Annotated in this window: 12 protein-coding genes; 4 read left to right on the top strand and 8 right to left on the bottom strand. The window is 73.4% G+C overall.

Features of this window, described 5'->3' with window-relative positions; all coding sequences use genetic code 11:
- Positions 1-39 precede the first annotated feature (39 nt).
- On the bottom strand, positions 40-1,440 hold the full coding sequence (locus CRP39_RS02605) for an ABC transporter substrate-binding protein (protein WP_097205085.1): 1,401 nt from the start codon (positions 1,438-1,440) through the stop codon (positions 40-42).
- A 150-nt stretch (positions 1,441-1,590) separates the two neighbouring features.
- On the opposite strand from CRP39_RS02605, the gene CRP39_RS02600 reads away from it, so the two are divergent.
- Together CRP39_RS02600 and CRP39_RS02595 are read left to right on the top strand one after the other, a co-directional pair.
- Complete coding sequence (locus tag CRP39_RS02600; RefSeq protein WP_097204095.1) at positions 1,591-2,538, top strand: sugar-binding transcriptional regulator; 948 nt, start codon at positions 1,591-1,593, stop codon at positions 2,536-2,538.
- Between the two features lie 40 nt (positions 2,539-2,578).
- The gene (locus CRP39_RS02595; RefSeq protein WP_097204093.1) at positions 2,579-3,373 is read left to right on the top strand and encodes a phosphotransferase; all 795 of its coding nucleotides are present in this window, start codon (positions 2,579-2,581) and stop codon (positions 3,371-3,373) included.
- 16 nt (positions 3,374-3,389) lie between these two features.
- Here the strand turns inward: CRP39_RS02595 and fahA are convergent, their stop codons facing one another.
- From fahA to CRP39_RS02560, 7 genes are all read right to left on the bottom strand, one after another.
- Positions 3,390-4,586: a fumarylacetoacetase gene (gene fahA / locus CRP39_RS02590; protein ID WP_097204091.1), complete on the bottom strand. Its 1,197-nt coding sequence runs from the start codon at positions 4,584-4,586 to the stop codon at positions 3,390-3,392.
- The gene (locus CRP39_RS02585) at positions 4,583-5,815 is read right to left on the bottom strand and encodes a homogentisate 1,2-dioxygenase (RefSeq protein WP_097204089.1); all 1,233 of its coding nucleotides are present in this window, start codon (positions 5,813-5,815) and stop codon (positions 4,583-4,585) included. The genes fahA and CRP39_RS02585 overlap by 4 nt, the downstream gene beginning before the upstream one ends.
- 18 nt (positions 5,816-5,833) lie before the next feature.
- A complete protein-coding gene (locus CRP39_RS02580; protein WP_097204087.1) occupies positions 5,834-7,723 on the bottom strand; it encodes an FAD-dependent monooxygenase in 1,890 nt (629 codons plus the stop codon).
- 1 nt (position 7,724) lies between these two features.
- Positions 7,725-9,086, bottom strand: coding sequence for an MFS transporter (locus CRP39_RS02575; protein WP_097204085.1), 1,362 nt, complete (start codon positions 9,084-9,086; stop codon positions 7,725-7,727).
- Between the two features lie 99 nt (positions 9,087-9,185).
- Entirely contained in the window at positions 9,186-10,136 is a 951-nt protein-coding gene (locus CRP39_RS02570; RefSeq protein ID WP_097204083.1) for a LysR family transcriptional regulator, read from the bottom strand.
- Between the two features lie 118 nt (positions 10,137-10,254).
- A complete protein-coding gene (locus CRP39_RS02565; RefSeq protein ID WP_097204074.1) occupies positions 10,255-11,079 on the bottom strand; it encodes a mycofactocin-coupled SDR family oxidoreductase in 825 nt (274 codons plus the stop codon).
- A 62-nt stretch (positions 11,080-11,141) separates the two neighbouring features.
- Positions 11,142-11,705: a TetR/AcrR family transcriptional regulator gene (locus CRP39_RS02560; RefSeq protein WP_097204072.1), complete on the bottom strand. Its 564-nt coding sequence runs from the start codon at positions 11,703-11,705 to the stop codon at positions 11,142-11,144.
- A 45-nt stretch (positions 11,706-11,750) separates the two neighbouring features.
- Between CRP39_RS02560 and mftD the strand changes: the two genes are divergently transcribed.
- Together mftD and CRP39_RS02550 are read left to right on the top strand one after the other, a co-directional pair.
- Positions 11,751-13,061: a pre-mycofactocin synthase MftD gene (gene mftD, locus CRP39_RS02555; protein WP_245853516.1), complete on the top strand. Its 1,311-nt coding sequence runs from the start codon at positions 11,751-11,753 to the stop codon at positions 13,059-13,061.
- 121 nt (positions 13,062-13,182) lie between these two features.
- Positions 13,183-14,217: an alpha/beta fold hydrolase gene (locus tag CRP39_RS02550; protein WP_097204070.1), complete on the top strand. Its 1,035-nt coding sequence runs from the start codon at positions 13,183-13,185 to the stop codon at positions 14,215-14,217.
- Positions 14,218-14,400 lie beyond the last annotated feature (183 nt).

Below are 14,400 nucleotides of genomic sequence, written 5' to 3'. Positions count from 1 at the left end.
GCGCGGGGTCCACGCCGCGCGACGAGGTGACGGTGGCGGTCATCCGGTCCCCCGCTCGCGGTAGCGCTCGCCGACGTCCTCGGCCAGCTGCTGCCCGCGGTCGAGGGCCTCCTGGACCGTCATCCGGCCGGCGATGGCCGAGCTGACGTCCTGGGACACCCGCGTGCCGAGGTCCGGGAACTCGGGGATGCCCACGAACTGGATGCCGGGCGCCGGGCGCGGCTGCACCCCGGGGTTCTCCGGATCGGCCGACCGGATCGCCTCGACGGTCGGCTCCGCGAAGGCGGCAGCCTCCGCGAGGTAGTCGGGGTTCTCGTAGGTCGACGCCCGCTTGCCGGCCGGGACGCGTGACCAGCCGAGCTCCTCGCCGACCAGCTCCTCGTACTCGCGGCTGGAGGCCCAGGAGATGAACCGCCAGGCGTTGTCCTTCTTCTGGCTGGCCTGCTGGATGCTCCAGGCCCAGGCGTACAGCCAGCCCGAGCTCCTGGTCTCCACCACCGGCGCGGCGACGTAGCCGATCTTGCCCTTCACCGGGGAGCCCTCGGCCTCGAGCGACCCCGCGGCCGAGGTCGCGTCGTACCACATCGCGACGTTGCCCTGGATCAGGTTGTTGAGGCACTCGGTGAAGCCGGCCTGCGGGGCGCCGGTCTCGCCGTGTTCCCGCACCAGGTCGACGTAGAACTCGGTCGCCTCGACGAACCCGGCGTCGTCGACCTGGGCCTCCCAGTCCTCGGTGAACCAGGTGCCGCCGAAGGTGTTGACCACGGTGGTCAGCGGCGCGAACACCTGTCCCCAGCCGGGCTGGCCGCGCAGGCAGATGCCGGCCATCCCCGGCTGGACGCCGTCGACGGCCGCGGCGATGTCGGCGACCTCCTGCCAGGTCGGGTTCTCCGGCATCGTGAGACCGGCGGCCTCGAGGACGTCCGTGCGGTACATGAGGAACGAGGACTCGCCGTAGAAGGGCTCGCCGTAGACCTGGCCGTCGTCCCCGGAGAGGGACTGGGTCATCGGGCCCAGGACGTCGGCCTGGTCGAACGCGGAGTCGGCCGCGATGTACTCGTCCAGCGGAGCCACCCACCCGCTGCGGGCGTAGATGGGGATCTCGAAGTTGCTCAGCGTGGCGACGTCGTACTGGCCGGCCTGGCTGGAGAACTCCTGGCTGATCTTGTCGCGGACGTCGTTCTCCGGCAGCACCGTGAAGTTGACCGAGATGCCGGTCTCCGCGGTGAAGTGGGCCGCGGTGAGCTGTTGCAGGTCGACCATCTGCGGGTTGTTGACCATCAGCACGTTGATGCTGTCCGGTCCCCCGCCGCCGGGCCCGCCGCCCCAGCCGGCACACCCACTGGCGCCCAGCGCCAGGGCGGTGGCCGCGGCGACGGCGAGACGGGGGCGGCGTCCGGCCCGGGAGGACCGGCGTGCTCGGCGGACGGGTTCGGACATGGTCTCTCCCCGGACAGGCACCAGGAGCGCGGCGCTCATCTGAGCACCGCATCCCTCATCTGTGTGACAGGAGTCTCGTCAGTCAACCGGGCGGCGTCAAGATGCGGTGCAATGGTGAGGACCCATCCGCTCAGACGAGCAGGAGCCCCCATGGCCCCGCAGGACACCGGCCCCGCCCAGGTGGTCCTCACCGCGTCCGTCGCGCGCCGGTACTACCTCGACGGCAGGTCCAAGGTCGAGATCGCCGACGAGTTCGGTCTCAGCCGGTTCAAGGTGGCGCGCCTGCTGGACGCGGCGCGGGCCAGCGGCCTGGTGCGCATCGAGATCCGCCACGACGGCGGGATCGACGTCGACCTGTCCGCGCGGCTGCGGGACGCGTTCGGGCTGCAGCACGCGATCGTCGTCGACACCCCGGACGACGACCTCGTGTCGCTCCGCGAGCACGTCGGCCGGGCCGCGGCGGGGCTGCTCGCCGAGATCATCACCCCGCAGGACGTGCTCGGCCTGGCGTGGGCACGCGCGGTGAGCGCGATGGCCCGGGCGCTCCGCCCGCTGCCCGGCACCCCCGTCGTCCAGCTCACCGGGGCGCTGTCCCTGCCGGACGGGCCCGACACCTCCGTGGACGTCGTGCGCGACGTGGCCGCCGCCTCCGGCGGGGTCGCCCACTGCTTCTACGCGCCGCTCACCGTCTCCGACGCCGCGACCGCGCGCGCCCTGCGGCAGCAGCCCGAGGTCGCCCGGGCCTTCGGCCAGGTCCCCTCGGTCACCCGGGCCGTCGCCGGGGTGGGGCTGTGGGAACCGGGTCAGTCGACCATCCACGACGCCGCGTCGGAGGCCGACCGCCGGGCGCTGCGCGAGCTGGGGGTGTGCGCCGACATCTCCGGCGTCTTCCTCTCCGCCGACGGCGAGCCGGTGCCGACGGAACTGGCCGAGCGCATGATCACCATCAGCGTCGAGGAGATGCGGTCCATCCCGGAGGTCGTCGTCCTGCCCTACGGCATCCGGAAGGCCCCGGCCGCGCGCGCCGCGCTCCGCAGCGGCCTCGTCGGGGGCATCGTGACCCACACGGCACTCGCGCGGGCCGTCCTCGACACCTGAGGAGCCCGGGCCGACGCACACACGAGGACCTGGAGGACCGGTGCTCGACGAGAGCGACACCGAGGTCCCGCTGGTCGGCGGCACCGCCAACCGCGGCCGCGTCGTCCGGGTGGCGGACACCGTCCGGCGCCCGCTGCGCCCCGCCAGCCCGGCCACCCACGCGCTGCTGCGCCACCTCGCCGACGCCGGGTTCGCCGGCGCACCGCGGTTCCTGGGCGTGGACGACCAGGACCGGGAGGTGCTCTCCTTCGTCCCCGGCACCGCGATCACGCCGCCCTACCCGCCGTGGGCGCTCACCGACGAGGCGCTGGACAGCCTGGCCGTCCTGCTGCGCGACTACCACCGGGCGGTGCGCACCTTCGACCCGGCGCCCTACACGTGGTCGGCATCGCCGCCCGCCCCGTTCGCCGGCGAGCTGGTCAGCCACAACGACGTCAACCTGGACAACGTCGTCTTCCGGGACGGGCGGGCGGTCGCCCTCATCGACTTCGACCTCGCCGCCCCCGGCTCCGGCGTCTGGGACGTCGCCTGCGCCGTCCGGCTGTGGGCGCCGCTGCGCCCGGACCGGTACGTCGACGACCACCGGCGCGGGCGCGGGCTGTTCCGCCTCCGGCGCTTCGTCGACGCCTACGGGCTGCCCGACGCCGACCGGACCCGGCTGGTCACGGCCGTCCGGCACAACCACGAGTGGTGCTACGACATCGTCGGGACGGCGGCCGCCAACGGCCACGCCGGCTTCTCGGAGTACCTGTCCGGCGGGGCGCTGCAGCGGGCCGAGCGGACCCGCCAGTGGTACGACGAGCAGGCCGACCGGCTGCAGGCGGTACTGCTCTGACCGGTTCCCGCGCCGGTCAACCCGTCCGTGTGGCCGGGAGCACCGCTGGCCGGATCCGCCCCGCCGCCTCGCCGAAGCCGAGACGCGCGCCGCCGGGTCCTGGAGCCGATCCGGTGATCACGACCTCGTCGCCGTCCTCGAGGAAGGTGCGCTGCTCCCCGCCCACGTCCACCGGCTCGGCCCCGCCCCAGGTGAGCTCGATGAAGGCGCCGCGGGTGTCCTTGGCCGGGCCGGAGATCGTCCCGGAGGCGAAGACGTCGCCGGTGCGCGACGGGGCACCGTTGACGGTCAGGTGCGCCAGCATCTGCGCCGGTGACCAGTACATCTCCCGGTACGGCGGGCGGCTGACCTCCACCCCGTTCCACCGGACCGAGAGGTCGACGTCCAGCCCCCACGGCTGCTCCATCGCCAGGTAGGGCAGCGGCCGCGGTTCCTGGGTCGGCGTGGGCACCCGCGCCGGCTGGAGCGCGAGCAGCGGCACCACCCACGGCGAGATCGTCGAGGCGAAGGACTTCCCGAGGTTCGGGCCGAGCGGCACGTACTCCCAGGCCTGGATGTCGCGGGCCGACCAGTCGTTGAACAGCACCACCCCGAAGATGTGCCGGTCGGCCTCCTCGACGGGGACGCTCGTCCCCATCGCCGTCCCCGTGCCGACGACGAAGCCGAGCTCGGCCTCGATGTCGAGCCGCACCGAGGGGCCGAACACCGGGGCGGGGTCGTCCTTGCCCTTGCGCTGGCCGCAGGGGCGGATGATGTCCGTCCCCGAGACGACGATCGAGGACGCCCGGCCGTGGTACCCGACCGGGAGGTGTTTCCAGTTCGGCATCAGCGGGTCGGGGTTGTCGGGCCGGAACAGCCGGCCGAGGTTCGCCGCGTGGTGCTCCGACGCGTAGAAGTCGACGTAGTCGGCGACCTCGATCGGCAGGTGCAGGGTGACGTCGCCGGCGGGGTGCACCGCCTCGTCGGGGATCTCCCCGGTCACCCGCTCGGCGAGCTCCGCCCGCACGGCCACCCAGCGGTCGTACCCCTCGGCCATGAAGGCGTTGAGCGTCGGCCGGGCGAACACCTCGTCCCCGAGCAGGACGGCGAGGTCGATGACGGTGTCACCGAGCCGGGTGGCGACCCGGGGCGGGGAGCCGTCGACGGAGAACACGCCGTAGGGCAGGTTGTCCGGGCCGAACAGCGAGCCGGCGGGCACCGTCACGGTGGTCATCGGGTCCCTCCTGAGACGTCGGTGGTCGCGCCGGCCGGACGACGGCCCCCGGACCAGGACCAGGCGTACCGGCCGTCGTCCGTGGCCAGCGCGGCCTCACCCAGGTCCAGCGGCCGGAAGGTGTCGACCATGACGGCGAGTTCGTCGAAGAACTCCGCCCCGAGGGACCGCTCGACCGCGCCCGGTTGCGGCCCGTGCGGGTGGCCGCCCGGGTGCAAGCTGATCGAGCCCTGCCCGATGCCCGAGCCCTTGCGCGCCTCGTAGTCCCCGCCGCAGTAGAACATCACCTCGTCGGAGTCGACGTTGGAGTGGTAGTAGGGCACCGGCACCGCCTGCGGGTGGTAGTCGACCTTGCGGGGCACGAAGTTGCAGATCACGAAGTTGGCCGCCTCGAACACCTGGTGGGCCGGCGGCGGCTGGTGGACCCGGCCGGTGATCGGCTCGTAGTCGGCGATGTTGAAGGCGTACGGGTAGAGGCAGCCGTCCCATCCGACGACGTCGAACGGGTGCTGCGGGAGGGTGTGCACGGTGCCCGCGATGCCGCCCGGGCCCGGGCCGCGGTGCTTGATGTACACGTCGACGTCCTCGCCGTCCACCACCCGGGGCGCCGCCGGTCCGCGCAGGTCCCGCTCGCAGTAGGGCGCGTGCTCCAGCAGCTGCCCGTACCGGGAGAGGTAGCGCTTGGGCGGGCCGATGTGCGAGTTGGCCTCGATCGCGTAGATCCGCACCGGTCCGCCCGTGGGCACGATCCGGTGGGTGGTGGCGCGGGGCACGATCACGTAGTCGCCCTCGCCGACGGAGAGGTCGCCGAACAGCGTCTCCACCTCCGCCCGGCCCGACTCGACGTAGAGGCACTCGTCGCCGATGGCGTTGCGGTAGAGCGGGCTCGGGGCGCCGGCGACCACGTAGGACAGCCGCACGTCGGCGTTGCCCAGCAGCAGCCGGCGGCCGGTCACCGCGTCCACCCCCGCGGCGTCCCCGACGCTGAGCGCGTGCGTGGCGAAGTGGCGCGGCGTCAGCGGGTGGTTCGGGGTGAGCGTCTGGTCGGGCAGGTCCCAGACGCGCACGTCGACGACGGCCGACGGGATGCCCACGTGGTAGAGCAGCGAGGAGTCGGAGGAGAAGCCCTCCTCCCCCATGAGCTCCTCGGAGTAGAGCCCGCCCTCAGGGGTGCGGTGCTGGGTGTGCCGCTTGCGGGGCACGCAGCCGGCGGACCGGTAGTACGGCATGTCGGGTCTCCTTGCGGGTCAGCGGACGGCGGCCGCGGTCGAGACGGCCGCCGCGAAGTCGTCGGTGTCGATCCGGTCGGCGAGCAGCAGGGCCAGCCGGGCCAGGAACCCCTCGCGGTCGTCGACGGGCACGGCGTCGATGCCGGCCGACAGCGCCAGCCAGGCCGCCTCTCGCCGCGCCTCCGCGGGCGCCTGGGGCACGACCGGCGCCACCGCACCGGTGGCGTGGACCGCGCCGCCACCGCCCGCGAGTAGCTGCGCCGACAGGCCGGTCAGGTCGGCGGCAGACCCGCGGGCCAGCAGCAACCCGTCGGGGCGGACGACCAGCACCTCCTCCGGCCGCACGCCCCAGGCACCGGCCAGGGCCTCGGCGGACTCCTCGGAGAGGGCGACCGACGCGGGCCGGCCGGTGTCGGGGCCGGCCAGCACCAGCGTCACGTGCTCGCGGGGCAGCGCCGCGGCCAGCTCGTCGCGCAGCCGGGCCGCCGTCGCTCCCACGCCGGGGTCGAGGCCGGTGGCGACGACGGCGAAGCCGGACCCCCGGACCTCGTCGAGGGAGGTCTGCTTGCCGTCGGCGAGCTCCACCCGACGGTCCTCGACCGGGTCGCCGGGCAGCAGTCCCCGGCTGCCGGGGGCCGCGGTCACCGTCAGCGGCGAGCGCCGGGCGTGCGTGGCGCTGCTCTGCCGGGGGTTGATGAGGTGGCTGTACTCCGGCCGCACCGTGGCCAGGGCCAGCAGCGCGTCACGGGTGGTGCGGTGCCCGGCGGTGCCCGGGGTCATGATCAGCGTCGACTTGCCGGCATTGGCCACGTTCTGCTCCCAGGCGTGGTGCCGTTCGGCCGAGTAGGCCCCCAGCAGCGCGGGGTCCGCCGTGCCGTCGACCACCGCGGCGAGCATCCAGGCCAGGGTGTCGGCGTCCTCCATGCCCGAGTTCAGCCCGCGGACGCCGAAGATCGGCACCAGGTGCGCCGCGTCGCCGGCGAACAGGACACGGTCGTGGACGAAGCTGTCCAGGGCCAGGGCGTGGGCCTTGTAGAAGCCGTGCCACTCCAGCGTCCAGGGCCGGTCGTTCTGCAGCCACGCCAGGTGGCTGGCGATCCGGGCCCGGATGCGGTCCTCACCGGTCTCCACCTCGGCGTCCTCGGCCGGGTCGAGCTGGTAGTCGATGCGCCAGATGTCACCCGGCTGGCGGTGCATGATCACCGTCGAGCCGGGGTTGCTGGGCGGGTCGAACCACACCATCCGCTCGGTCGGCAGCTCGGCCTGCCAGTGGATGTCGGCGATGACGTAGCGGCCCTCGTAGCTGGTGCCCTGCAGCCGCAGACCGGTGAGCTCGCGCATCCGGCTGCGGCCGCCGTCCGCGGCCACGACCCAGCGGGCCCGCAGCTGCCGGGGGCCGTCGGCCGTGGCCACCTCGAGCTCGACCTCGTCCCCGCGGGGAGTCGAGCCCACGACGCCCGCGCCCCAGTGCAGGGTGACCAGCGGGTGGGCGGCGAGGGCGTCGGCCATCACCTCCTCGAACTCCGACTGGGAGACGTTGACCATGGGCGGCCGGACGGCGTGCGGCTCGTTCGGCATCCGGAACCGCAGCACCTCGACGTCCCGGTAGAAGCTGCGGCCGCCCTCCCAGGCCAGGGCCAGCTGGGCGAGCTCCTCGCCGAAGCCGAGCCGGTCGGCGACCTCCAGGCTGTGCCGGGAGATGCAGATCGCGCGGCTGCCGAAGGAGACCTGCGTGGCGGCCTCCAGGACGGTCACGGGGAGGCCACGCCGGGCCAGGCCCAGCGCCACGGCCATCCCGACCGGGCCGGCGCCGACGACCACCACCGGCAGGGCCGGCTCGGTGGCGTCCATCGAGGGGAAGCGCGCGGGCTCGTGGGTGCGGGGGCGGTAGTAGGGGGAGGTCGTCATGTCAGCGCACCGCCTCGGCGAGCAGGGAGGGTCGGGGGACGGCCGTCGGCTCGGGCTCGACCGGCTCGGGCTCGGCCGGTTCGGCCTCGTGGGGCCGGCGGAGGAGGACGACGGTGCAGAGCAGGCTCACCAGGCTGACCACCACGAAGTAGGCGGAGATGGCCAGCGTGCTCCCGAACCGGGCGTACAGCCAGGTCGCCATGAACGGGGCGATGCCGCCGCCGAGGATCGCACCGACCTGGTAACCGAGGGAGGCACCGCTGTAGCGCAGGTGCGCCGGGAACAGCTCGGCGAACAGGGCCGACTGCGGGCCCACCGTGCAGCCCAGGACGAAGGCCAGGACCAGCATCGCGCCCAGCAGCACCGGCAGCGAGCCGGTGTCGACGAGGGAGAAGAAGACGGCGGAGACGACGAGCAGTGCGACGGTGGAGGTGACGTAGACCCGCCGCCGCCCGACCAGGTCGGACAGGTACGCCGACAGGCCCATGCCCAGCATCCAGACGGGGCAGGAGGCGATCAGCAGGGTGAGCATCGTGCTGCGGGAGAAGCCGAGCTCCGTCGTCCCGTAGTTCAGCACGTAGACCATGAAGACGTAGGCGATGCCGTTGGTGGCGATGAACGTCCCGCCGGCCAGCAGCACGGTCCGCCAGCTGTTCGTGACCACCTCGACGATCGGCACCCGGGCGATGCGGTCCTCGGCCGCGGCGGCCTTGAACGCCGGGCTCTCCATCACGCCGAGCCGGATCCACAGGGCCAGGAGGACGAGCGTGACGCTGAGGAGGAACGGGATCCGCCACCCCCAGGCGAGGAACTGCGCCTCGGTCATCGACTGGGTGCAGACGAGGAAGACGACGTTGGCCAGGACCACACCGGCGGGCACGCCCATCTGGGGCGCCGAGCCGTAGAGGCCGGCCTTGCCCCGGGGCGCGTGCTCGGTGGCCATCAGGACGGCGCCACCCCACTCACCGCCCACCCCGATGCCCTGCACGAACCGCAGCACGACGAGGAGGACCGGCGCCCAGACGCCGATCGTCGCGTAGGTCGGCAGCAGGCCGATGCCGACCGTCGCGGCGCCCATGAGCAGCATGGAGACGACGAGCATCGACTTGCGGCCGGACCGGTCGCCGAAGTGCCCCATGACCACGCCGCCGAACGGCCGGGCCACGAAGCCGACGGCCAGGGTCGCGAAGGCCGCCAGCGTGCCGGCGAGGTCGGACCCGCTGGGGAAGAACTGCGGGCCGAGGACGAGCGCGGCCGCCGTGCCGTAGATGAAGAAGTCGTACCACTCGATCGCCGTGCCGATGAAGCTGCCGGCGACCGCCCGTCGCACGCTCCGTTGGTCCGGGGAGACCACTGTCGCCATCGGGTGACCTTCCGCTCGGGGGGTGCGGCGACCTCGCCGCGCGCTCCAGGGTGGGGCCGATCACCTCCGCCGAAAAGCAGAGGATCCAGACGTGGAACCTCAGGTTCTCCGAGGTAGCCCGAGGCTGCCGTCCCGCGCCATGGCGAGCGCGTGGGTGATGAAGGTGCGCGAGGCCCGGCTGAGCAGGGAGTCCGGGGACCACACCACGACGACCGCGACGTCGGGCAGCACCGGTGTGCCGACGTCCTTGACCACCACGGGCCGTCCCTCGTAGGTGACGTTGGCGCTCGGGCGCTGCAGGAGCAGGGTCCAGCCCAGCCCGCGTCCGACGAAGGCGCGGGCGGTCTCGTACGTGCGGGCCCGGTAGACGACGTCCGGGGTGAAACCGGCGAGCGCGCAGCAGGCGACGGCGTGCCGCGCGCTGGGCGGGGCGTCCAGGAGGACCATGGGGTCCTCGCGCAGCCGGCCGAGGTCGACCGGCTCGGTGCCCCCGGCCAGCCGGTGCCCGGCGGGGAGGACGACCCGCGGCGACAGGTGCGCCAGTACCGCCGACCGCCACGCGGGGTCCAGGTCGAGGTCGTAGACGATGGCGAGGTCCAGTTCGCCGCTGTCGAGCCCCCCGCTCAGCCGGTCCTGGGTGTTCTCGTGGACCTCGAGCCGCGCGTCGGGGTGGGCGGTCGTGAAGCCGCTGATCAGCGCCGGCAGCGCCGTGGGGGCCAGCGACGGGTAGCAGCCGATCCGGACCAGCCCGGAGACGCCTCGTTCCTCACCGCGGGCGTCGGCCTCCAGCTCGGAGGCCTGGTGCAGCAGCAGCCGGGCGCGCGGGAGGACCGCCTCTCCGGTCGGGGTGAGACTGACGCCCTTGGCCTTGCGCCGTCGCAGCAGCTCGGTCTGCAGGGCGCGCTCCAGCTCGGTGACCGCCGCCGACAGGGCGGACGGGGACACGTGCAGCTTCTCGGCGGCCGCGGTGATGGTGCCCGCCTCCGCGACGGCGACGAACGCGGCCAGCTGGTTCATCGTGAAGGCGGGGGCGCCGTCGGCCTTGGCCACCCCGGAACGCTACTGCCGCGAGCGGTGGCCGACCGTCGCTCGCCCGCCGTCCACGGGCCGGCGGTGCCGCCCCGGGCCGGTGCCCGGGGCGGCTCGCCCCGATCCGGGATGCGGCCGATCAGAAGTACTGCATGCCGGCGTCGATCGACAGGTGCTCGGCGGTGATGAACCGGGCGTCGTCGGAGAGCAGGAACGCCACCGCGCTGGCGATCTCGTCGGCCTCCATCCAGCCCTGGGGGAGGAAGGCGGTGCCCATCTGGGCCAGCGGCGGGTTGCTCGCGTTGGTGCGCTCGATCGCGGCCACCATGTCGCCACCGCCCATGGGGGTGGCGATGGCGCCGGGGTGCACGGAGTTGACCCGGATGGAGTGCTTGCCCAGCTCTGCGGCGAAGGCACGCGTCATGCCGGTCACCGCGTGCTTGCTGGTCGTGTAGTGGATCATGAACGGCTGCATCTTCTTGCCCGCGTAGGAGCTCGTCAGCACGATCGACCCGCCACCACCGGCGACCAGGTGCGGCGCGGCCGCCATGACGGTGTTCCACACGCCGGTGACGTTGATGTCCAGCGTGTCCTTGAAGATCTCCGGGGTGGTCTCCTCCCAGGTCGCCGGGATGCAGATGCCGGCGTTGGCGACCACGCCGTCGAGCCGGCCGAACTCGGCCATGCCCTTGGCGAGGAAGCCCTTCATGTCCTCGAGGTCCCGGACGTCGCCTCGGTGCGTGAGGACTCGCCGGCCCAGCGCCTCCACCTGCCGGGCGGTCTCGGCGAGGTCGTCGGGGGTGGCCGACTCGTAGGGGACGCCGGGCAGCGGCCCGGCCAGGTCGAGGGCCAGGACGTCGGCGCCCTCGGCGGCCAGCCGGAGTGCGTGCGCCCGGCCCTGGCCACGGGCGGCGCCGGTGATGAAGACGACCTTGCCCTGCTGACGCTGCGGAACGGTGCTCATGCGGTTGCTCCTCGTTCGGTGGGTGGGGATCGGCAGCCCCGCCGGGTGGCCGGGCGCCGGGATCAGTGGGGTGCGGCGTGCAGCCCGTCGAGCAGCAGCGCGACGAACCGCCGCGACGCCTCGACGGCGCGGTCACCGGCCTGCCGGACCACGCCGGCGTTCGCGGTCAGCATCAGCGCGACGTCCTCGAGGGTGAGGTCGCGGCGCAGCACGCCGGCCGCCCGGGCGCGGTCGAGCAGTCGCTGTAGGGAGGCGACGGCGAGCGCGCGGTTGTCGTCGACATACTCCGTCGAGGTGACCAGGTCCGCCAGCGCCCGGTGCTCCGCCTGCAGCGCGCAGATGTCGGTCAGGTAGCCGCACACGGCCGCCCACGGGTCGTCGACCTGGAGCGCCCGCTCCCCCGCGGAGGCGTACCGGCTCATCCCGTCGGCGAAGACCGCCTGCACCAGCTCCCGGCGCGAGGGGAAGCGCCGGTAGAGGGTCGCGTTGCCGACGCCGGCGGCCTGGGCGATCTCGTCGAGGGGCGCGTCCAGCCCGCGCCGGCCCATGACCTCGCGCGCCGCGGCGACGATCGCGTCCCGGTTGCGCTGCGCGTCGGCGCGCAGGGGGCGAGGGTGGACGGGCATGTCTCGAACGGTACACCTTTAGTGGGGATGGATCCCCGTTTCTGCGTGGACCGGGACGAGGCGCTGGCCTGCACCCCGGCGACGGCGCGCGGGGCGGGCGGCAACGAGGACGAGGAGAGTGCGGAGATGGCGAACGCCTGGTTCGAGTCGGTGGCCGAGGCCCAGCGGCGGGCGAAGCGCAGGTTGCCTAAAGGCGTGTACGGAGCACTGGTGGCCGGGTCCGACCGGGGGCTGACGGTGGACGACAACACGGCGGCCTTCGGCGAGCTCGGGTTCGCGCCGCACGTGGCCGGCCTGAGCAACGACCGGCAGCTGGCGACGACGATCATGGGCCAGCCGACGTCGATGCCGGTGATGATCAGCCCGACCGGCGTGCAGGCCGTGCACCCCGACGGCGAGGTCGCCGTCGCCCGGGCCGCGGCGGCCCGCGGCGTGCCGATGGGCCTGTCGTCGTTCGCCAGCAAGCCGATCGAGGACGTCGTCGAGGCCAACCCGCAGACGTTCTTCCAGATGTACTGGGTCGGCGACCGCGACGCGATGGCCGCCCGCATGGAGCGGGCCCGCCGGGCCGGGGCGGTCGGCCTCATCGCCACCCTGGACTGGTCCTTCGCCTACGGCCGCGACTGGGGCAGCCCGTTCATCCCGGAGAAGATCGACGTCGAGGCGGCCCGCCGCTACGCGCCGCAGGTGCTGGCCAAGCCCCGCTGGCTGCTGGACTTCGCGAGGACCGGGAAGATCCCCGACCTCACCGTGCCCAACATGGTGGCGACCCCGGGCGAGCCGGCGCCGACGTTCTTCGGCGCCTACGGCATGTGGACCGCCTCGCCGATGCCGTCGTGGGACGACGTGACGTGGCTGCGCGAGCAGTGGGGCGGCCAGTTCATGCTCAAGGGCGTCATGCGGGTCGACGACGCCAAGCGCGCCGTCGACGCCGGTGTCACCGCGATCTCGGTGTCCAACCACGGCGGCAACAACCTCGACGGCACCCCGGCGGCGATCCGGGCCCTGCCGGCGATCGCCGAGGCCGTCGGTGACCAGGTCGAGGTCCTCATGGACGGCGGCATCCGCCGCGGCAGCGACGTCGCCAAGGCCCTCGCGCTCGGCGCCCGGGCGGTGATGATCGGCCGCGCCTACCTGTGGGGCCTGGCCGCCAACGGGCAGGCCGGCGTCGAGAACGTCCTGGACCTGCTGCGCGACGGGCTCGGCTCGGCGCTGATCGGCCTCGGCCACACCTCGATCGCCGACCTCGGCCCCGGCGACCTGGTCATCCCCCCGTTCTTCGAGCGGCACCTCGGGACCCCCGGCGCCGACGCCCCGGCCGGCGCCCGCGCCTCCGGCAAGGGCGACGGGGCGTGACCTCCCGCGGTCGCCGGCCGGGCGGGCACCCGCCCGGCCGGCGACCGCGGAGCACGGCCTTGCGGTGGGACCCGGGAGGACGACAGGCTGGCGCGACGCTTTCACGTGAAAGGGAGTCGCCGTGCCCGCACCCACCGACCACGAGCTGTTCGACCTCGGGGACCTGCCGCTGCAGAGCGGCGCGACGCTGCGGAACGCCACGCTGGCCTACAAGACGTACGGGACGCTGAACGAGGACCGGTCCAACGTCATCGTCCACCCCACCTGGTTCAGCGCCTGGCACGACGCCAACGAGTGGTCGCTGGGCCCCAGCACCGCGTGCGACCCCGCGCAGTACTTCATCGTGATGCCGAACCAGCTGAACAACGGCCTGTCCAGCTCTCCCAGCAACACCCCGCCGCCCTTCGACGGGCCGCACTTCCCGGCGATCACCTTCCACGACCAGATCGAGGCCCAGCACCGCCTGCTCACGCGGAAGTGGGGCATCGAGTCGATCGAGCTGGTGGTGGGCTCCTCGATGGGTGCCGGGCAGACCTACCAGTGGGCGGTCAGCCACCCGGAGATGGTCAGGCGCGCGGCGCCCATCGTCGGCTCCAGCCGCACCAGCGAGCACAACCAGGTCTTCCTCAAGAGCCTCCGCGCGGCGCTCACGCTCGACCCCGCGTTCAAGGGCGGGCACTACTCCCCCGACGCCCTGCCCACCGCCGGGCTGCGCGCCTTCGCCCGCATCTACGCCGGCTGGGGGCTGTCCCAGGCGTTCTACTGGCAGCGCACCTACCGCGAGATGGGCTACTCCTCGCTGGAGGACTTCCTGGTCGGCTTCTGGGAGGGCTTCTGGCTCGACGACCGCGACCCCAACAACCTGCTGGCGATGCTGTGGACCTGGGAGAACGGCGACGTGGGGAAGACGCCGGGCTTCGACGGCGACACCGAGGCGGCGCTGCGGTCGATCCGGTGCCCGCTGATCGCGATGCCGGCCCGGACCGACCTGTACTTCCCGCCCGAGGACGAGCAGTGGGCCTCGCAGTTCATCGAGCACGGTGAGGTGCGGGTCATCGACACCATCTGGGGGCACTTCGGCGGCCTGGGCCTCAACGCCGCCGACAACGAGTTCGTCGACGCCACCCTGCGGGAGCTGCTCGCCCGCCCGGCGTGACCGCCCGCAGCGGAGTCGTCCGGGCGCGGTCCCCGCACCCGAGCGACTCCGCTGGGACCTCCGGTCCCCGAGGCGTCAGCCGTGCTCCTCGTCGTGACAGGTGCACCCGCACTCGCTGGTGCAGAACGTGTGGTTGCCGTGGTCGCAGGGGGTCGGCTGCACTGCCCACTCCTCTCATCGGCC

It is taken from the genome of Geodermatophilus sabuli, assembly GCF_900215145.1.
In the GTDB taxonomy this organism is placed as follows: Bacteria; Actinomycetota; Actinomycetes; order Mycobacteriales; family Geodermatophilaceae; genus Geodermatophilus; species Geodermatophilus sabuli.
This window is presented reverse-complemented; position numbering and strand designations above follow the sequence as displayed.